Consider the following 20,782-nt stretch of genomic DNA (forward strand, 5'->3'; position numbering starts at 1 on the left):
TGGAATGTGTGGTTGGGGTTACGCTTACGAATCACACATCCTATAGAAATTTTATATTACATTTTTATATTTATTGAAATTAATTCATTCCCTTATACTTTACTTCGTGTTAAATTTTTGAACTGAGGAGCATGAGCTTTCTCTTTTATCAATGATTTTTGAAGGAAATTTATTATGAATTTGAAACTTAAAAAAACCGAACTTGTAAATTTATCAATGGATGATAAAAAACTACCTGATGATCTGACTCCGCAGGTTGCTGGGGGAATTACTATCACTTTTACAGTCATCACTAGACATACGACGGAAGTCTATTGCCACAGTCGTGGACCTTGCGGAGATGGTGGTGACTGGAATTCGTTTACATGCGGGATGACGCTATAAACCATATTGCAAAACAAACTGGGCACCCAACAAGATAATGACAGGGATGATTATTTCAGTCTCAGGCATTTATCTCATGAGGTACTATAGTTACTAGGTGACAATGACCTTAAAGTTAAAAATTTAGTGCATCAGTTGAAGGTGGCGAAGTCGCTACCTTTTTTCAATAACTGGTACTAAGATACCGCCAATTTGTTAATTCGAATAAAAAACTAATTCTAACTTTGCCATATCCAGTATTTGCGACTTTCGACAATGCAACAGACAACATTATGAAATTAATTATTTATTTATTTATTTTTAGTAGCTTAGCGGTAAGATAGTTATGAAAATTTCATCTTCTCGAGCTCACTGACTATTCAAAGCAAGCGTTATATTGCTCTATAAAATTCCTTGAGGGCACACCATCAATTTAAAAACAGTATCAATTTTTTACACATAAGTTTCAGGTATCGTCTTATCAACTGCCCATCTAAAATTTTATCCTGATTTCCAGATACTAAAGACATGACACTTGCAAAAATCCGAAACCGTTTGCCTAAGATCTGCACCTACTTCGTCCAATTCTTCTGCAGGACGGTCAAGGCTTACAGCGGGTGTAACAAAATTAGTATCTGTTATTTAAGCAACTCCATTGTACTTCAGTTCCTCCCCCAACTTTAAATCAATAACTCGATCGACTGAAGCAATTGTCTCAGGTCTATGAGCAATCACGATTCTAGTGACATTCAGTTGCTGAATTGCTTTACTAACATAGGATTCAGTCTTGGTATCTAGATGGCTGGTAGCTTCATCCATAAATAAAATGCGTGGCTGCCGGTAGAGTGCTCTCGCCAGTAGGATACGTTGTTTCTGACCTCCAGATAACGCTGACCCCATATCACCTATCAGGCTATTGTAGCCCATTGGCATCTGCTCAATGTCTTGGTGTACTGCGGCCATATTGGCACAGTCGATCACTCGTGCCATATCATATTGGTCATCAAAAAATATAATATTTTCTCGAATAGAGCCAGACAACAGCTGATCATCCTGCATTACTGCTGCTATTTGTCCTCGATAGTTAGCCAAGCCTAATTGTGTTAACGGGATCCCGTCTATCAATACGACACCCTTATTAGGCATTAGTAATCCCAACATTACTTTCATTAAGGTGGTTTTGCCACAACCTGATGGGCCAACCAAAGCCACAGACTCTCCAGATCTAATGCTGAGATTAACATTATGCAACACCGGATTAGTAGTGTCACTGTAGGAAAAGTTAATGCCTCGCAGTTCAATGTGGCCCTCCAGTGTTTTTTGTTCGCGCTCCTGCTCCGGATGCACGTTCTCTTTTACAGTTAACGCAATATCACCTAAACGGTCGAAATGCAGACTGAGCATTCGAAACTCAATAAGCTTTTCCACCAAGCGCGCCATCCTGTCCATAAACTGACTTTTATATGCCAAAAATGCAAATAGCATACCGGTACTAAAACCACCGGCCAGTATCAAATGAACAGCAAGATAAACCACCAGAATATTTTCAAAACCAAATAGTAGCCGGTTTACCGTCTGGTATGAGATATTGAAAACGCCAAGCTGAATAGACTTGTTTGTCGCATCGACAAAATGGTTTTGCCAGATGCTTTCCCGCTTGACCTCTGAGCCAAATAATTTAATGGTTTGAATGCCACGAACAGTTTCCATAAAATTTGAGTTCTCTTTGGCCTGGGCAAGGATTTCCTGTTCTGAAACTGCCCGCAGTGAGTTGTACATTGCCAGACGAAACAGTGCATACAGTATTACAGCGGCTAGTATTACTAAAGTTAACATAGGGCTGTAAATCAAGATAACAACTAAAATAGCAAACGCCATCAGACCATCTATCAAAGCTTCAATCATCCCTGTAGTGAGTAGCTCCCGAACCTGCCGTAAAGAACCAAACCGCGATACCACATCTCCCATGTGTCGTTTTTCAAAGTAATTTAACGGCAAGCGCACAAGATGATGAAATAAATTACCGGACATTTGAATATTCATTAAATTACTAAAATGCAGCATTACAAAACCCCGTAATGCATTTGTAGCAATTTCAAACAACAACACTAACGAAAAACCTAATGCTAAAACTAACAATAGACTGGTGTCACTACTTAGAATCACATCATCGATCACCAATTGCATATAATATGGCGCCATCAGTGTAAAAACCTGTAACAATATTGAGAGTGTAAATAGCAATAGTAGAGAGCGTTTAAGCCCGATAATTTTTGACCAGAAATTCGATAATCCTAACTTGCTTTGCCCCTCCTTTAGCTCAAACTCATTAGTTGGCAACAATTCTAACGCCACACCAGTAAAATGTTTGCCAGCCTCTTCCAAGCTCAGCTTCCGCAGACCCAAAGCCGGGTCATGGATGACAATATGTCTGACATGCACAGATTTTAACACCACAAAATGATTAAGATCCCAGTGCAAAATACACGGCACCTTCAAGGCGGGCAAATCTTCCAACTCAATGCGTAAAGGACGGGAAGTAAGCTGCAGTTTTTCTGCAAAATTCATCAAATCCAGCAAAGTACAGCCTTCAATCGACAATGAAAACTTCTGCCGCAATTCATTTAAATTGACTTTATAACCATGAAAGCCCGCCACCATCGCCATACAGGCCAGGCCACACTCGGCCGCTTCTGTTTGACATATCACTGGCAGGCTGCTGCGTTGCCAAAAAGTTAGTTTTTCGGTCAGTGCCTGCACTACATTTGTCCTTTTATGCTATAAATCGGGTCAAACAACCATTGCAGCAAACTGCGACGCTCAGTAATCACATCACCATCCAGACTCATACCAGCTCTTAGCGGTAGTTGGCGATTATAAGCCTGTATTTTCTGGGATGAAAGCCGCACTCGTATTCGATAGCTTGGCTCCTGCAGGGTTAAAGCCTCGACCTCCCCGGGCAGCAGTACCGTATCGCTAACTTCATGCACCTTGCCCAGATGCACCCCAAAGCGCTCGTAAGGAAAAGCATGAAAACGAAGCCGGACATCTTGCCCGAGCTCAATAAAAGCGATGGCACTGGTAGGGACGTAGACAATAGCTTCTAACTCATCCCCCTCTGGAAGCAAACTTAAGACGATACTACCCACATTGATGAAATGACCGGCTCTTGGCAGAATACCACTAACCGTACCCGCTTTAGGTGCTCTGATCACGCTGCTATGCTCATGCTCCAGGCGTGTCAGTTGATTACGTAGTTCTGAAATCTGATTTTCTAATTGTGCCATTGTGGCTTGGTGGTCAATAGGTAGCTGTTGTTGCAGGCTTTGCTGTTGTTTTAGTTGTTCATCAAGCGTAACGCGTTGGCCTTGCAACACCTGCTGCTGCTGCTGCAATGAAAGCAGGGTATCTTGTTGTCTGCTTAACTCCAGATTAGAAATGAAGCCGGTACCTGATAGCTGGGAAACCTGCTCAACCAAATGCTGATTTAATTCCAGCCGTTTTTGAAAAATTGCTTGCTGCTGAATTACCTGGCGAAGTTGTTGCTCCGCACTGGCAGTACGCTCAATAAGTTCCTGCTCTCGTATACGCTGCCTCGCTATTTCCCGCTGCTTTTGTCGCTGTAAATTAGCCAGAATAGCGGCCAACTCCTGCTGTAGTGACGTATTCAGCTCGGTCTTCTCAGATGAATAGTGCTGCATAGCAAGTTCTATCAACGGTTGACCAACCTCGACTCTGTCACCTTCTTTTACTAATAGCTGTTGTACGGTACCTGGCTGTGATGTCTGAACTCGGATCACACCTTGCTCTGGTTGCAATACGCCAAACACAACCGCCTTACGGGCATAACTACCACTTAGTAAAAAAATGATTGAGCACACTACAATAAATACAATCAAGCCAGTTAGCCAGGCAAATGCGGGCACCTGCACCAAACTTACCTCACCCTGCATTCGTGACGATTGTTGTGCTAATACTTGCTCACGGAATAAAGATTTCATAGAAATTTAAATCTTTTCAAAAGAATATTGCCCCTTCGTAATTCTATCAGCATAAACTGGACAAGATGCAGGTATTAACCACCTTTGCGTAATTCCTAGCATAAATTAATTCATTTTTTGTTGGGATTGACAAGACAAGTAATATCGCCGCAAAAAGTCGTAAACCACAAATTCCTGTTCTCGCCCGTAAGCTTTAAAAATACGATTGTTAAACATATGGAGCAATGAGTGCAGCAAGAAATCGAGTGTACAGCTAAGCTGACCTTGCTGCTGCAAGTCCAAAATTTCAGACACTATGGGTTGCAATTGTTGCAATAATTGCTCGCGTATCATCAACATCTGTTGCAAGGGTTGTTCATTAGAACTAGAGTCCAAAGCCTTAAAGTCCTGTCGCAACAGTGCCTGATAGTCACGGTATTTCTTACCTAGTTGGTTACGTAACTGAGCATGTTCCTGAAACTCTTGACCAAAACCTTGTCGTAAATCACTAATTAACGTCAGCTTTTGAGCTAAATCATAGCCAAAGGCAGTGAGCATCGCATCAACCCCTAGTAAAGCCATGCGCCAACGCACTGATTCGCCATGCTGGCGTAGTAATGACAAACTTTTTAGCACCAGGGAGCTATCAGCCTGAAACACTCGCTCCGCAAGTGCTATACCGTTGTCACCACCGTAACGCTCGACCTCCCGTTGGTAAGTAAATGCCTCCATCTTACTGACGCGTTGACTATCGAGCCATGGTGCTAACTGTTTTTGTAAGAGCGGCAATACTTGCCCTGTTAGCACCGTGGGCTTACCACACAATCGCAGCCGTAGATGCCAATCTGGATCGCCATAGCGAATAAAGAACCAGTGCAGAATAAGCCCCTGCTCCTGGCAACGCTGTAAAAAAGGAGCAATGCTCTCGGTAAGAACAAGTTCTGCAGTACTTTGCGCCGCATAGACTTTCAAACTGAGCCATTCTGAGCCGGGAGAAAAATGTCGCTGAATCGACGTTTCCAGCTGCTTTTCAGGGTTTTGATGGATGGTCACAAAGGGCTTGGCTTTAGCATTCAGCATAGGGACAAGGATTTCATGGGCGAAAGCCCCCTCTTCGTTTTCTACAATGCTTTGATACTGCATTGCCAAAGACTCTTTTAACAAGACTTGCTTCTGGCCCATAGTCTCGCCAAGTAACAACTCAATCATTGCCGGATTGTGTAAATCAATAGTCAACACATTATCTCTAATGGCATAACAGACATAGCGTTGCAGTTTGTACCTGACTTCCAACTCTTGCCAGCCTGCAGATTGCCATTTTTTGTTCGCAACCAAAGCTTCTAGCATGCCACGGTCAACTAGCCACTGGGCTTCTTGCAGAATAATATGATCAAGTTGCACACGTGGCTGAGATTCCATCTGCGAGAAATTTGCAGGGTTACTAAAGTGGGGCAATTGCCCTTGCTGATGTTGCAACATACAAAGGAAGCGATACACACCAAGGCTACGTGCAGAGTAGTTGTGCGCAGATGTTAAACGAGGAATAACCTGCTTATTCAGCACTTTAGACCAAAGTTTGACATGACCAGCTTCAATAAATACATATAAGTCCTGCACAGGTATCTGCCGCTCTTTTGGCAGCATAGTATCTGCGAGGAACACGATTTCATACTTTCGCAGCGATGGCCGAGCAATGATATTTCCTGGTCGGCCGTCTGGCATATGCACCACTTCAGCAAAAATCACCTCAGGCGATAAAGCTTCTTCTGCTGCCAGATAGTCACGCACCTGTTCCTCTAACTTCTTATTCAGATGGCAAAAGCGTCCCAGCAAATTTGCACCTGATGGTCCTGAACACCCATGAAAGTGTAATAAAGGCTGTCCTTTTTTATCCTGATAGCAACTGATATTAACGGCAAAAGACGCAGGCAGTTGTTGCCAAAGCCCGGGGATATCCGCGTGTTTCAGAAATACATCGCTGTTCATGTAAATACACTCAGCCCCAGCTTGCTGTTGCATAGCTTTTAACACTTGCTGTTCCAGTTCACTTTGTGATTGACTCTGAGCATTCCGCTGAGGACTGGCGATATTAATACCCGCCAACAACGGAGTCTCGTAGCCAGTATCGGCTGAAAATGAAATGCCCGCCTCTTCATCCAATAACTGCATTAGGGGCATAAAACGCCCTTCAAAACGCCGCTGGAAATTATTAATGAACTCTTGAAACATGCTCTTAGAAGGGGGGGTCAACGATGTTAATACCAGCAAAGTACGCTCAATATCTGAAAGGATACTTTCATCCAATTGTGCTTCAGTCAGTAATTTGTATAAGTCAGTCTGAAACAACTTATTTTCTGAGACTTGATAAGGAAGTTGCTTCAGTTGCTGGCATATCGCCCGATACTCTTCGGGTTCAACGTCACGCCGATCAAAATCAGCCAGCCGCAACAACACTGATTGCAACTCATCTGACTCTTTTCGCCAACCAGAATTCAGTAAAGAATGCACAAATGTTTGATCAGGCTGACCACTTGTCAACGGCAATTTCAAATCCGCAACCAGTACATGCTCTTGCACCAACTGGTCCACATATTCTACAACATCCTCCTTAATTACATCGGGATAACGCTGACAAAATTGAAGTACCAGATCATGCTGTCGTACGCCATTTTTAGCAAGCTCTAGCATAGTTTGCAAAGCATCATCGAACTCCACAGTACTTAGCCGATAGTATCGCTGAGCTGACGACTGGTATGGTTCAATATAATTCAAATGTGAGCCTAACTGATATAAAGTCGAGTTAGGTAAATAGTTCAATCGTTTCTTCCCTACAGGGCTGATTGTCAATTGCTGTTGAATAGTTCCGAGATAAAACATATCTAATCGAGTTTTACGACTATAGTGTTGCAGGTATGCCGGTTTAATATTCGTTACAGTAGCTAATGTGCCTGATGCGACACCGGAAAATAAACCGAAAGGCGTTGGCCTGCTGCTCATTCGTATTAGGTACTTTAGTAAAGCAGAAGTAACCTTACGGCCCGATTTACTTTCTGGCTTATCCCGCCACACAGGCAATCGTTCAATCAAAGACGGACTGGCTAAATAAATCGCTTCTTGTATCCCTGGGGTCGCTAGCCAGCTGGTTAAATAATCATTTAGGGCTTCGTCCGCACTTGGCAGGTTGCAGATTTTTTCCAAACTTAACCTGGGCACCCGAACTACGAAAAACTCAGCTTTACATTCTGTTTTACTGCTCATACGTCAACCTACTATTTTTTATGCTAACAAAAGTGCGTCAGCCCAGTTAGGTTCTTGAGCTAATCCTGTCAATAAACTCAATCCAATACCGGCATAACCTTCCAGTAAACCAAAATCCTCCTCCTTCCGCTCCCTCCCATCTTTATTACCAGTCCACTTATGGAAAGCTGTCAACCCATGCTCCTTATATTGTTGCAAATTAAAGTTCTGCCAACGCTTCGCAGATTCTAATAACTCTGGGGCTTGCAGTTCCCGATATAACAATCTAAAAATCAAAGCCAAACCACTGCTACCATGACATAACCCGATATCTTTGATCCGAGCATCTAATGCGTCACGGCGGGCTGAATGCAAAGCAACTGCGCACGCGAAGTCAGTATAATCCTTTCGTTCGAGAAACTTACCCACCCTTGATAAAGTCAATGAGATAGTCAAATCGCCATAACACCAAGCAAGCCGACTCTTCGCTGGCACACTGCTCAGGTAAGCAAAATAGCTTTGAAATGCCCCTACCTCTTGCTGTTGTGATATCAACCAATCGCACCCTGCTACAAGCAATGGCAGTGCCGCCTGAGCAACTGATGGTTCTCTTGACAAAGACAGTAAAGCTGCTAGCACCCCAGTATGGCCATGTGCCAAACCTAAATTGATTTCGGGCACTTCTGATAAGTTGTTGTTAATTCGAAAAGTTGACTCAGGTAAGGTAGGCCAATAAGCGAGTCCTTCTTCAATGACAGCCAATCTGGAAAAGTGCTCAATCAAAACTCGTGCATTAACTTTACCTTGCGGCGTATGAGTTCGCCTTGCCAAATAAGGAGCAAAGCCTGCTAAACCTAGGGTATATTCATATTCACCGTGCCACTTATCAGATGCTAGCATTTCATTGAATAAAATATCAACAGAACCATTTTCATCATCGGTTTCTTGCTGGTCTTGTAACACGTATTGATAAAACCAGGCAATTCCCGCCATGCCCGAAGCCATACTACAATTAGGTAAAACTTTATTTGCATTAGTAACAAGTAAGCTGATTTCATCAGACAACCAGTTCAAATCTACCCGACAGTTGGGATACTTAGCGGCTTCATACAAAAACAATAACTCCCCAGAACGGCCTGAAAATAGCGAATAGCTTACTGAGCTTGACTCTTTGACTTTATCAACTAAAGATTGCAGTAAAAGCTCCATCAGATGCTTATTCTCGAATTTGAGGTATTCAGTATCGATATTCACCATTATCCTTATTATTAAGTTTTTTTACTCACGGAAAATCTTTGGTAGTTCTTTCATAACTAACATAGATTCCTCGATGATTACTTTAAATCAAGGTTCCGCCATCAGGATGGTTAAAAACAAGAGGTTTTGTCGGACAAAAAAATTTAAGTAAAGGACAAAAACTACAGGTATCATTACCAACATTTGAAGTCTGCTCTTTGAACACGACTTGGTTTTTATAAGTCAGATTTTAAGTTTAATTTTATTCGTTCACGTTGGCCATCATTTCCGTTATCGACCTATTTGAGAAATAGGGCTATTGAAAAATAATATTGAGTAAATAACAATTACTATCAAAGCGACTTATATCAGAACACCACAACGATATACGAAAATGGATCATCTGGCAATGAAGTTGTTACACCATTGAAGCCTTATCAACCAATCTTGTTGCAATTTAATTAACAAACACGTACTTTTCGAAGGGAACTATACTTAGTAAAAATGCCCATCGTATCTAATAAAGACGGTTTGATCGACTTCCCCTAAAACACTAATAAACTGATGACCGATAAGACAAACCTCAAGGCTTCCTCTACCTTGACCACCGCATTGGTGATATCACTTAACTCGTGAGCGAAAAAACGTACCGATAATCGCTTACCGGCGGCCGAATGTCACCGTCAATACAAAGCAACACCGTGGCCGTCGCGATACGAGGTGCTGCGGACAAGTTCAAAGTTCAGATGCAGTGCTTACTGGCAGCGGCGCTCAAAATATTAAGAAAATTGCCTTGCTGGCCTTTGTATCGCTTTTTTACCGTTATAAATGCACTTTAATGATGATTAAAAGACATTTTTTACAAGGTTTATCGGGGCACGTGTGGGAAACGCCTCTCTAGCTATGTTTAACAGGAAAAACGGCATAAAAAATTACGTCCTTTCAAAAACCAAACCCCGGTGTAAAAAACCGAGGCTTTCCTTTAATCTGAAGTAAATCTTTGGTTATCTTTTGGTACGACATTTAACTCAAATTTCTAACATAGACTTTGTGCTGCGAAGAACTATCTGGGCATCAACAATATGAGGAAGCCAAAACGCCACCCCATATGCGGTGCTTTTTTTCAAATATGTATATGAGTTAGTTAAAGCCCATTTTTTCGAACCACAAGGAAAGCATGTTATAGCCAAAATAGATGGTCAGCACGGTGTTGACAAAGATAATGGCCAGAATGGCCGGAATAAAGGTACCCAGCGAGAAATTAACGTACTTTTGCAGAAAAGACCCGGCAAAGCTATCGTTACCCTGGCTCATTTCCGCATCCAGATTGTGCTTTTTCCAGCGATAAATAACAAACAAACAGAGCAACAGGCCATTTAATGGCAAAATGGTTTCATAGAACATGTCGTTAATTAGATTAAAAAACGACTTCGTGTTATCACCATAACTCATTATATTGCTTAACCATTCAATACGCCCAAACGACAGCGCACTGATAACGGCCAGCACGATCATAGCGCCACCCAGCGAGTACAGCGCCTTGCGCCGGCTTAAGCCTTTGCCATCCATTAAACTGGCAACCGGCACTTCAATAATCGATACCAGGGATGTCATGGCGGCAAAAAACACCAGCAAAAAGAAAAACGAAGCAATAAAGGAGGCGCCAAAATAACCAATATCCGCTTGCAGCGCTAAAAAGATTTTTGGCAGGAACATAAAAATCATGCCAATGCTCGATTCTGACAGTTCGCTGATTTCAATATCAGGGTTAAACGAAAACGCCGCAGGTAAAATAAGTAAGCCAGAACAACACGCCACCAATAACGATAAGGCGGCGACCATTTTACCGGCAGTGACTATATTGTTGTTTTTCTGAATGTAAGAGCCGTAAGTAATTAAAATACCCATGCCCAGCGACAGCGAGAAAAATGCCTGGGCCAGTGCACCATTTAATACCTGACCGGTGATCTTGCTAAAGTCTGGTACCAGGAAAAACTTAACGCCCAGCATGGCATTTTCCAGGGTCAGCACATAAATCACTAACGCAATTAGCATCACAAACAACAATGGCATCAGCACAGTGGTGGCTTTTTCTATGCCTTTTTTCACCCCGCCCTGCAAAATTAAAAAGGTCAGGCCAACCACCAGTGCCATATAAATAAATAGCTCGTTGCTGTTAGTAAACACATCAAAACTAGCGGGTTCGGCCAGCTGATCAAGCTGGCCGGTGAGGGCTTTGCCCAGATAGCCGGCAATCCAGACGGTAATTACCAGATAAAACACCCCAATCATAAAGGGCGTAATAACACTGAGCCAACCCACGGTGCGCCAGGCGCGGTTCTGGCCAATTTCAGTATAAGCGCCCAACGGGTTTTGCCGGGTATGCCGGCCCAGGCTCATCTCGGCCAGCATCACCGGTAAACAGATGAAAAATACGAAAAAGGCATAGATGATTAAAAAAGCGGCACCGCCATTTTTACTGGCCATCACCGGAAAAGCCACCAGATTTCCGATACCGACGGCTGACCCGGCAGCGGCCAGAATAAACCCCAGACTGGAGCTGAATTGTTCACGTTTCATTGGATTGCGGACTCCCTGAATTTTTTTCTTAGAATAGTTATTTTGCTATTTTTATAATGTTCGCATCGCATGCTAACAGCAGGTTGCAGCAAATCCTAGCCCGACCTGCTACAAAGGCATTGCTAATTGGTTTTGAGCGGCGGATCTGCTATCTTGCAGCGACAAAACAGTAAGCGGGTTTTACCATGTTCTATATGATTTACTCTGAAGATGCGGCCAATAGTCTGGAAAACCGGCTGGCAACCCGGCCGGCCCACGTTGCCCGGTTACAGGCGTTAAATGAAGCGGGCCGTTTAATCCTCGCCGGGCCACTGCCAGCCATAGACAGTAATGAACCCGGCGGCGCGGGTTTTACCGGCTCGTTGGTGGTAGCAGAGTTTAACTCGTTGGCTGATGCACAAGCCTGGGCTGACAGCGATCCCTATTTAGCCGCAGGCGTTTACGTGAAATCAACGGTAAAACCCTTTAAAAAAGTACTACCCTAATACAAGGATTGTTATGGCATATATTCTGCTTACCGGTGGCGCAGGCTACATTGGCAGCCACACGGCCCTCGCGCTGCTGCGCGCTGGTTATCAGGTTATTAGTTTCGATAACTACAGCAACAGCTCCACCACAGCTCTTCAACGAGTGGAACAGTTAGCCGGGTGCAGCCTTATCAGCATCAGTGGCGATATTCGCGATGAAGCCGCGCTCAATGCGGTATTTCGCCAGTACCCGATTAGCGCTGTGGTACATTTCGCCGGTTTAAAAGCGGTGGGTGAGTCAACTGCTATGCCGCTGCATTATTACGATAATAATGTGGCCGGCACCATAACGCTGTGTCGGGTAATGCGCGAATGTAACGTTAAAAAGCTGGTATTCAGCTCATCCGCTACCGTTTATGGTGATGCCAAAACGGTGCCCATCGCCGAAACAGCGCCGCGCTCTGCCACCAACCCCTACGGCCAGAGCAAACTGATGATCGAGTTAATACTGGAAGATTTAGTGAATGCTGAGCCTGATTGGGGTATTACCCTGCTGCGTTACTTTAACCCGGTGGGCGCCGATAGCAGTGGCCAGATTGGTGAAGACCCAAACGGTATCCCAAATAATCTGATGCCCTTTATCTCGCAGGTTGCGGTAGGTAAACGCGATAAACTCAGTGTGTTTGGTAACGACTACCCTACCCCGGATGGTACCGGCGTGCGTGACTATATTCATGTGGTCGATTTAGCCGCCGGCCACTTAAAAGCCTTACAATATCTGGAAAGATATCATGGTATTGCCGCCATTAACCTTGGCACCGGCACCGGCTACAGCGTCTTGGAGATGGTGAATGCTTTTAGCCGCGTTAATCAGGTGGCCGTACCCTACCAGTTCGCCCCCCGCCGGCCAGGAGATATTGCCAGCTGTTACGCCAAACCAGACAAAGCATTAAATTTACTGGGTTGGCAGGCCGAAAAAACGCTGGACGATATGGTGCGCGACAGCTGGCGCTGGCAAAGCCAGAACCCCGGGGGTTATGGCAACAGCTAATACCAGCCGCCGCAGTGTGTGGTTAAGGTAGCGGCATGCGCATAATGCCGCCTTTATACAGCCCGAAATAGATCACCTGCTGCTGATTTTCTTCCACCAGCATCATGCTACGCACGCCGCCAAAAAAGTTACTCTCCGGATATTCATATTGCTGCCAGCTCTGGCCACCGTTTTCAGTCCACTCAATAATAAGCGGCTGCGGATCGCTAAACTCCTTTTTCCAACCGGCGGTAAAAATACGATTAGGTGCGTTCGGATCTATCACCAGATCAAAGTAAAACCGGTAATCGACATCGCCTAAAATAGTTTGCCAGCTTTGGCCATGATCGGTACTTCGAACAATGCCACCTTCAGAGCTGACATAAACCGTTTGCGGGTCGTCAGGCGCATAACGAATGGCCTGAATAGAGCTGGGATTAGGAAACAGCCCGGTATGTATCGCGCCTTGCCGGGTTGCCAGATCAACCTGATAGAGAATACCGTCTTCTATGGCTCCCTGGCCACCGTACCAGATCGTCTGGCCATCCGCTGCCTGGGTTAACGCCGTTTTCGGCTGGCCAAAGCCACCAAAATCGCCATGCACCACTTTCCAGCTTTGCCCCATATCGGCCGAACTGGCCAGCACTTGAATACCCGTAGCGTAAACCACCTGCGCCACCTCATCAAACAGCATGGCATAAATGGCTTCGTTCTCGCCGGCCTGACCAAACTGATAATTCACCTGATGCCAGTCACTGCCAGCGTTAAAACTTTCAAACAATAAATAAACCGGGTAACCATCCTGGTCGCGCTGGTAACTGGATGCCAGCCAATGCTGCTCGGTTAATAACCCCAGCGCCATAATGTCATAGCCCACCAGACCGGCAGCAATCCAGCTACCCGAATTGTTCCGGCGATAAACACCATTATCACTGGCGGCCACCAGCACGCCACTATGCTGATACAACTGATGCACAATAAAGCCATCCAGCCCCTGAAAACTTAAACTAACCGGTGGCGCGGGTGACACAGGCGGTGGTGGCACCGGAGCTGGCGGCTGCACCTGAGTACTACTGCCACCACAGGAGCTGACAACCAATATGCTAAGACCAAGCCCACAGCCCATCCAGAAACGTTTAACGCTCATCGCTAACTCCGTGTTTGCGGAAAAATAAAGCTACTGTAACCTAAATCAAAAGCTTTTTTGTAATTAAAGGTTAACGGTAATTTTACCCAGATTATTTTGCAAATAGACAAATCAATAAGTAATAACAAAACCAATTTAACAACTATTTGATTTACAGTTTTCATAAATGACCATAGAATAGCAAAATTTATCGCAAATGGAATTGGTATGGCACTTACAGCACTCTTCGTTAGCGGAAGCTATGCAGAACAGAAAACAAAACAACTTTTCCCGGTAGACAGATTAGAAAAAATTTACGCAGCGTTAGATAACCACCCAGAATTTACGGGGGCTGGCGTAACATTTATCGGTTACAACTCACAAATGCCAAATTATACCGTCACCAGTATTGAACGTGAGTCTATATTTTTTGCAAAAATACTGCGTAATAGCTGTAGAGCTGATGGCAAAACGGTTTATATTCGTGAAATAAAACTGCCTAAATACCAATCCGCTGACAAAGCGCTGCAAACAACAAAATCAACTGTAGGCGCCGAGATAAAAGGTGCCGGAATAAGCTGTACTGGTGCTGCCATTGGCTGGATCTTACTCGTTGTTGAAGCGGGTGGCGGCACGGTAACCGTAGGTGCTAGCTGGGCTGCAATGCCGTTAACTCTTACAGCTACAGGTGCTGCAACCTTTCAATGTGGCACTGGCATTGGTCGGTCCTATAACGCTCTCTCAGGCAATGCGCACTACAATGACCAGTTGGATGAATCGCCTTTATTTAATGCATTAATTATTGCAACTGATGTGGTGCAACTGGCTGACGTTACTAAAACACTGGGTAGTCAGGCTATCCTGGCAACGGCAATACGCAAAAAGGGCATAGGCAAAGCAGGGATACTGAAAATGTATAAAAGCTTGTCCAGAGCAGACCGCAAACGCTTAGCTGAAGAAATCTTAAAGCTTGAATTCCGTCAATTGGAAAAATCTAAAAAGGCGCTTAAGGCAGTTATGCTACACGGTAAACTTCTGGATGATGGCACTAGAGCAACAAAAGTGTATTCACAAAAGCAAGTACAAGCACTGCTTGGCACTAAGTTTATTGAGTTAGTTGGCGCAAGTGTAACCAGCTACGGCAGTGGTGCAAGTTTGGCGACTAAAGCTGAAAGTGCTCGTAGCTTTGTTATAGGTTACAGCGTTAATGAATAGGAAACATATGTCTTTGCTGACAAAAGCATCCACCGCGTTAACATTATCAATTTTCATCATATCGTGTGGTAAAAGCCATAACTACTCTACTGAATTTATTGCAGATAAATTGAGCGATGGCAGTGAGGGCCCTCAGCTAAGTATTGTCCCTGCAGGGAAAGGAGTTGTTGGAGAAGATTATAATTCTTCCTATGGCTATTTTGGCCCACAACGCACAATAGAAATCCCGGCAGCCTTTGCCATTAGCCGCTCTGAAATTACCTTTGCTCAGTATGACAAGTTTGCTACTGCTACCAACAGACCTGTACCTGATGACAAAGGCTGGGGACGCGACGATATGCCGGTGATTAATGTTAGCTGGCTTGATGCCACTGCTTACGCCGAATGGTTAACGGAGCAAACAGGTCAAAAATATCGGCTGCCGTCAGAAACGGAATGGGAATATGCTGCCAGAGCAGGCACCAAAACGGTGTACTGGTGGGGCAACAATTATATACAAAGTAAAGAGCACTGCGATCGTGATATTGGTAACTGCACACAGGGTACCGAAGCAGCGCAACCCTGGGTCTCGGGCCGTTATCAGCCAAACCCTTTTGGCCTGTACGACGTATCATCTAATGTGGCCGAGTGGGTACTCGATTGTGATGATGAGGACAATCGTTCAAACGATATGACACCTGTTAAAACAGGTGACTGTGATAGCCGTATTGTAAAAGGCGGAAGTTACTCAGACAGAGCCCATATCATCCGATTGTCAAACAGAGTCAGTATTGGCATTGAAAGTAGATATTCATCTGTGGGCTTCAGGCTGGTGAGGGAAATAAACGAGTGAAAATACAACAGTGCCCTGCCTGCGGCCATAAAATAAATTTAAAACAAGCGGCAGCAACTAAAAAGGTCAAGGGTACCTTTATGCTGCAATGCGGTAAGTGCAAAGAGTGGAGTCATGAATGCCAGAGAGCTGCGATCCTAAGAAACGTCGGTTCTGTGGTGTTAATAATCGGTTCGGTGATGGGTTATTTTCAGCTTGGCGGTGTAATTTTAGGCCCGCTAATCGCCCTGGCCGGAGTATTACTGGCGCTGACTACTTTGCTGTTTGCGTCAAGAGTGATTTATAGCGCGCCTTAATGCTCCCAGCTTTTCGTCTAAACAAAAAGGCGCCGCAGCGCCTTTTTTGCTTGTTAACTATCAGCTTTGCCCCTGGCGGGTGGGCTTTTTGCCGGTGGGCTGGCGCTGAGTAGATTTACCCTTACTGGCCGGCGCGCGTTGTGGCTTGGCTGCAGGCTTTGGTTTGGGCTCGGCTTTTTTAGCCGGGGTTTTCTCAGCAATTTGGTGCTTACGCACCGCGCGCTTCATGCCGGCTAAGCGACGGCGGCGCTCGGTTCTGTCTTCACTTTTTACCAGGGTTTGCTCTTCCGGGCCTAAGTGCACTAATTTACGCAGGTAATTCACTTCGTCCAGCGGATACTCGGCATAGCCACCGGCCGGAATGTGTTTTGGCAGCAGTAAATCACCGTACCGTACCCGAATTAACCGGCTAACCACCGCGCCTTGCGACTCCCACATCCGCCGAACTTCGCGGTTACGGCCTTCGGTTAGTACTACATGGAACCAGCGGTTAATGCCCTCGCCTGGCAGGGCTTTGATTTTTTTAAAGTTGGCTTTGCCGTCTTCCAGCTCTACCCCGGTGCGCAAACGCTGGATCATGGCATCGTTAATATCACCAAATACCCGCACCGCGTATTCGCGTTCCACTTCAAATTTCGGGTGCATTAAGCGGTTGGCCAGTTCACCGTCGGTGGTGAACAACAATAAACCCGAGGTGTTAATATCCAGCCGGCCGATGGCTATCCAGCGGGCGCCTTTTATTTTTGGTAAACGGGCAAATACTGTAGGCCGGCCTTCCGGATCGGTACGCGAACAAATTTCACCCTCGGGTTTATGGTAAGCCAGGATCCGGCAAATTTGTTGCTCTTCGCTGGCCAACTGCACCGGGTGGCCGTCAACCCGCACCGCCTGAGTGGTACTGACCCTGTCACCCAGTGTGGCAGGTTTACCGTCAACGGTAACCCGGCCTTTACTGATCCAGTCTTCCATTTCCCGGCGCGACCCTACGCCGGCCCGGGCTAATACTTTTTGCAGTTTTTCGCTGCTGATTTTATCACTCATTAGTGTAACTCTCCTGTCATCTCGACGGTGGGAAGAAGATCGGCCGTCAGCTCGGTAAATTCCGGCAGTGGCGGCAAATCGCTGAGGCTTTTTAAGCCAAAATAATCTAAAAATAACGCGGTAGTGGCATAGAGCCCGGGCCGGCCCGGTACTTCTTTATGCCCGACCACTTTTACCCAGCCGCGATCGAGTAAGGTACGCATGATTTGGGTGCTGACCGTTACGCCACGTACTTCTTCAATTTCACCCCGGGTAAGAGGTTGTTTATAGGCAATCAACGCCAGGGTTTCCAGCACAGCGCGGGAATAACGCGCCGAGCGCTCTGGCCAGAGCTGAGCGAGATCATCACTGAGTTCGGGCCGGGTTTGAAAGCGATAACCCGACGCGGTTTGCTGCAGCACAATGCCGCGGGCGCTGTAATCGTCTTGCAACTGGCGAATTGTAGCATCGATCCGGCTTTTACTGACAGTAAAACGTTGCAGCACCGATGCTTGCAACTCGGCGACACTCAGCGCCTGCTCGCTGGCAAAAATGGCCGCCTCGATCAGCTGCAACAATTGAATATCATTGATTTTCTGGGCCATTAGCGCTGCTCTTTAGCTAATTTGACATGAATTTGGCCATAAGCCTCTACCTGAATCAGCTCGACCATTTTTTCCTTGGTTAGCTCCAGTACCGCCAGAAAACTCACCACCACGCCTTCCCGCCCTTCGCTCAGCTCAAAGCAATCGGCAAAGGCCAGATAGCCCTGATGTTGTTGCAGTAAATCTAAAATCCGGCTCATCCGCTCGCGGGTGGATAAATGCTCGCGCTTGATATGATGATGCTGAAAATCTTTCGCCCGGCGCATAATGCTTTTTAACGCCAGCACCAGCTCGGTCAGTTCGACTTCGGGCAAGATCACCAGTGGGCTGAAATTATCGGCCAGAGTGGCACGGGCGCTGAAATAATCACGCTCATCCCGCGGCAAATTGTCCAGTTCGGTAGCAGCCTGCTTATATACTTCATATTCCTGCAGACGGCGGATCAGTTCTGCCCTGGGGTCGTGCTCGTCATCATCTTGCTGGGTATGCCTGGGCAGCAGCAAACGCGATTTTATCTCAGCTAACATGGCTGCCATTACCAGATATTCGGCGGCCAGCTCAAAATTCAGGCCCTGCATCAGGTCAATGTATTCCATATATTGCAGGGTGATGTCGTTCACCGGTAAATCAACGATATCAAACTTATGCTTGCGGATTAAATACAGCAGAAAATCAAGCGGCCCTTCAAATGCCTCAAGCATCACTTCCAGCGCATCGGGCGGAATATATAAATCGTCCGGCCGCTGATGCACCGCTTCGCCGCGGACAAACGCCAGCGGCAAAGGGGGTTGCACGGTTAAGTTAGCGGGTTGGCTGCTCATTTCTTGTTACAGTTCACTGTTTACAAAAACGGAGTGGGGTCGCCACGGCCTTCACGCAGCACAGTGGCACCGTCTTCTGACAAGTCCACTACGGTAGTAGGATCTTCGCCAATTACCCCGCCATGCATAATTAAATCAACCTGCCGCTCCAGCTGCGAGCGCATATCATCCGGATCGGCTTCAGCAAATTGCTGGCCGGGCAGAATAAGGCTGGTAGACAATAAAGGTTCGCCCAGTTCCTGCAACAATGCCAGGGCCACTTTATTCTCAGGAATGCGTAACCCTATGGTTTTCTTTTTATCGTTTAATAAGCGCCGTGGTACTTCTTTGGTGCCTTTTAAAATAAAGGTGTAGGCGCCAGGGGTATTATTTTTGATCAGCCGAAATGCGGTATTTTCTACCTTGGCATAGACCGACAATTCAGATAAATCACGACACAGCAGCGTAAAATGGTGATCACCACTGATCTGGCGAATTTTGGTGATCCGATCCATGGCGTTTTTATCGCCCACATGACAACCCAGCGCATAACCACTGTCGGTGGGGTAAACCACCACGCCGCCCTGCTTAATAATTTGTACCGCTTGCTTGAGCAAACGTTGCTGCGGGTTCTCGGGGTGAATATGAAAAAATTGGCTCATCTGTAGTTCTTCTGTTGTTGTTTTTTATTGTCAGCAGGCGGCATGCCTTTGCTGTGTAGTCTGAACAGCCCGCTTTAGTTTAGCGCCCAGTTATGCCAAACCGGCGTAACATCATCAGTTAAATATAGGTTTTTTCCCAGATCATTCCAGCTGGTATGCTGATGAAAGTCTGAGCCTACCGAGGCAGTTAAACCATGCAACTGGCAAAGCGCCCACAGCTCGCGTTTTTGCACCGGGGTTTGCTGCGGCGAAATAATTTCCATCGCATCGCCACCGGCAGCAGCAAAATGCTGCACCAGGCGCTTAACCCACTTAGTGGTAAATTTATATTTCAGTGGGTGCGCCAGCACAGCCACACCGCCGGCGTCATGGATCCAACTAATGGCTTCAGCCATCTCGACCCAGTTATTCGGCACATAGCCAATCTTGCCACGGCCCAGATACTTTTTAAATACGTTGTCCATTGAGCTGGCCACGCCAATACTCACCAAATGGCGGGCAAAATGCGCCCGGGTAATCGCCGCGCCCTTTGCCAGCGCTAGCACAGCCGGCAGCACATCCGGGATCTGGCTTTTCGCCAACCGCCGCGCCATTTCTTCAGCCCGCTCCAGCCGCCGCTGCTGCTGATTGGCTAAGCGCGCCTGCAATACCGGGCACGCCGGATTGATATTCAGGCCGACAATATGAATTTCCAGCTGCTGCCAACTGGTGGAGATTTCCACACCATTAATCAGTTGCAACGCTAACTGCTGCTCTGTAATCGCCTGTTGCGCTGGCGCCAGGCCGGCCACAGAGTCATGGTCGGTAATGGCCAGCGCATCGACGCCCCGCTCTGCCGCCCGGGCAACCAGCTCTGCAGGCGTTAGTAAGCCATCAGAGCACAGGGTATGGCTGTGTAAATCATATTTCATCGGCACCTCTTTATAAGGTAACTATTGTCGCACAGGCCTGCCATTTGGCAAAGCATCACTGGCTGGCCTGCTGAACCAAAGAGCGCTAACCACCGTATTCACAGCAAATTCCAAAAACAGGTGCTGTTATGTTTAGCTTTTTAAAACCCAACCCGGCAAAAAAATTACGCAAGGCTTACGACAGCAAGCTGGAGCAGGCTATGCACGCCCAGCGTAACGGTGATATGAGGCTCTTTGCGGATTTAACCGAAGAGAGTGAGCAAATCTGGCAGAAACTTACAGCCCTGGAGAAAGCAAACGGCAAGTAAAGCCGCCTTGCCAGCGCCAGATAAAGCCGTGCTGGCAAAGCCATCTGGCCGCTTATACGTTTTTATTTCCACGATATAACAAAACAGCACTTGACGCGCAGCGCATTTCGCGGT

18 protein-coding genes are annotated in these 20,782 nt (G+C 46.1%); 7 read left to right on the plus strand and 11 right to left on the minus strand.

Translation table 11 applies throughout. The annotated features are described in order from the left end of the window. Positions 1 to 174: 174 nt before the first annotated feature. A complete protein-coding gene (locus WG68_RS19530; RefSeq protein WP_152663061.1) occupies positions 175 to 384 on the plus strand; it encodes a hypothetical protein in 210 nt (69 codons plus the stop codon). 621 nt (positions 385 to 1,005) lie between these two features. Here the strand turns inward: WG68_RS19530 and WG68_RS08300 are convergent. The 5 genes from WG68_RS08300 to WG68_RS08320 form a co-directional block, all read right to left on the minus strand. Further along, on the minus strand, positions 1,006 to 3,123 hold the full coding sequence (locus tag WG68_RS08300; protein WP_046557227.1) for a peptidase domain-containing ABC transporter: 2,118 nt from the start codon (positions 3,121 to 3,123) through the stop codon (positions 1,006 to 1,008). Further along, positions 3,123 to 4,364 carry an HlyD family secretion protein gene (locus WG68_RS08305; protein ID WP_046557228.1) on the minus strand — a complete coding sequence of 414 codons (1,242 nt, stop codon included), beginning with the start codon at positions 4,362 to 4,364 and terminating at the stop codon, positions 3,123 to 3,125. Before WG68_RS08305 ends, WG68_RS08300 begins: the two co-directional genes overlap by 1 nt. A 105-nt stretch (positions 4,365 to 4,469) precedes the next feature. After that, positions 4,470 to 7,601, minus strand: a complete 3,132-nt coding sequence (locus tag WG68_RS08310; RefSeq protein WP_046557229.1) for a lantibiotic dehydratase — start codon at positions 7,599 to 7,601, stop codon at positions 4,470 to 4,472. A gap of 18 nt (positions 7,602 to 7,619) precedes the next feature. Then, complete coding sequence (locus WG68_RS08315) at positions 7,620 to 8,837, minus strand: lanthionine synthetase LanC family protein (protein ID WP_046557230.1); 1,218 nt, start codon at positions 8,835 to 8,837, stop codon at positions 7,620 to 7,622. Between the two features lie 1,119 nt (positions 8,838 to 9,956). Further along, positions 9,957 to 11,396: a sodium-dependent transporter gene (locus WG68_RS08320; RefSeq protein ID WP_046557231.1), complete on the minus strand. Its 1,440-nt coding sequence runs from the start codon at positions 11,394 to 11,396 to the stop codon at positions 9,957 to 9,959. Between the two features lie 185 nt (positions 11,397 to 11,581). Here WG68_RS08320 and WG68_RS08325 point away from each other — a divergent pair, with 185 nt between their 5' ends. Next, on the plus strand, positions 11,582 to 11,881 hold the full coding sequence (locus WG68_RS08325) for a YciI family protein (protein ID WP_046557232.1): 300 nt from the start codon (positions 11,582 to 11,584) through the stop codon (positions 11,879 to 11,881). Positions 11,882 to 11,894: 13 nt separating this feature from the next. Further along, entirely contained in the window at positions 11,895 to 12,914 is a 1,020-nt protein-coding gene (galE, locus tag WG68_RS08330) for a UDP-glucose 4-epimerase GalE (protein ID WP_046557233.1), read from the plus strand. A 22-nt stretch (positions 12,915 to 12,936) separates the two neighbouring features. On the opposite strand, the gene WG68_RS08335 is transcribed toward galE, so the two are convergent. After that, entirely contained in the window at positions 12,937 to 14,040 is a 1,104-nt protein-coding gene (locus WG68_RS08335) for a WD40/YVTN/BNR-like repeat-containing protein (protein WP_046557234.1), read from the minus strand. 207 nt (positions 14,041 to 14,247) lie between these two features. Between WG68_RS08335 and WG68_RS08340 the strand changes: the two genes are divergently transcribed. From WG68_RS08340 to WG68_RS19645, 3 genes are all read left to right on the plus strand, one after another. Then, complete coding sequence (locus tag WG68_RS08340; protein ID WP_046557235.1) at positions 14,248 to 15,234, plus strand: hypothetical protein; 987 nt, start codon at positions 14,248 to 14,250, stop codon at positions 15,232 to 15,234. Positions 15,235 to 15,247: 13 nt separating this feature from the next. Next, the gene (locus WG68_RS08345; RefSeq protein WP_161796358.1) at positions 15,248 to 16,066 is read left to right on the plus strand and encodes a formylglycine-generating enzyme family protein; all 819 of its coding nucleotides are present in this window, start codon (positions 15,248 to 15,250) and stop codon (positions 16,064 to 16,066) included. Positions 16,067 to 16,221: 155 nt separating this feature from the next. After that, a complete protein-coding gene (locus tag WG68_RS19645) occupies positions 16,222 to 16,362 on the plus strand; it encodes a hypothetical protein (protein ID WP_161796359.1) in 141 nt (46 codons plus the stop codon). A 60-nt stretch (positions 16,363 to 16,422) separates the two neighbouring features. Here WG68_RS19645 and rluB read toward each other — a convergent pair whose 3' ends face one another. The 5 genes from rluB to rnm all read right to left on the minus strand — a co-directional run bounded on the left by rluB (position 16,423) and on the right by rnm (position 20,360). Then, the gene (gene rluB / locus WG68_RS08355; protein ID WP_046557237.1) at positions 16,423 to 17,403 is read right to left on the minus strand and encodes a 23S rRNA pseudouridine(2605) synthase RluB; all 981 of its coding nucleotides are present in this window, start codon (positions 17,401 to 17,403) and stop codon (positions 16,423 to 16,425) included. Beyond that, positions 17,403 to 17,987 carry an SMC-Scp complex subunit ScpB gene (gene scpB / locus WG68_RS08360; protein ID WP_046557238.1) on the minus strand — a complete coding sequence of 195 codons (585 nt, stop codon included), beginning with the start codon at positions 17,985 to 17,987 and terminating at the stop codon, positions 17,403 to 17,405. Before scpB ends, rluB begins: the two co-directional genes overlap by 1 nt. Beyond that, entirely contained in the window at positions 17,987 to 18,808 is an 822-nt protein-coding gene (locus tag WG68_RS08365; protein ID WP_046557239.1) for a segregation and condensation protein A, read from the minus strand. The genes scpB and WG68_RS08365 overlap by 1 nt, the downstream gene beginning before the upstream one ends. Positions 18,809 to 18,828: 20 nt before the next feature. Beyond that, entirely contained in the window at positions 18,829 to 19,449 is a 621-nt protein-coding gene (locus tag WG68_RS08370; RefSeq protein WP_046557240.1) for an L-threonylcarbamoyladenylate synthase, read from the minus strand. A 74-nt stretch (positions 19,450 to 19,523) separates the two neighbouring features. Next, entirely contained in the window at positions 19,524 to 20,360 is an 837-nt protein-coding gene (gene rnm / locus WG68_RS08375; protein ID WP_046557241.1) for an RNase RNM, read from the minus strand. Positions 20,361 to 20,488: 128 nt separating this feature from the next. Here rnm and WG68_RS08380 point away from each other — a divergent pair, with 128 nt between their 5' ends. Next, complete coding sequence (locus WG68_RS08380; protein WP_046557242.1) at positions 20,489 to 20,668, plus strand: DUF6435 family protein; 180 nt, start codon at positions 20,489 to 20,491, stop codon at positions 20,666 to 20,668. Positions 20,669 to 20,782: the final 114 nt, after the last annotated feature.

The sequence above is a fragment of the Arsukibacterium ikkense genome, from assembly GCF_000987775.1.
Classification (GTDB): domain Bacteria; phylum Pseudomonadota; class Gammaproteobacteria; order Enterobacterales; family Alteromonadaceae; genus Alishewanella; species Alishewanella ikkense.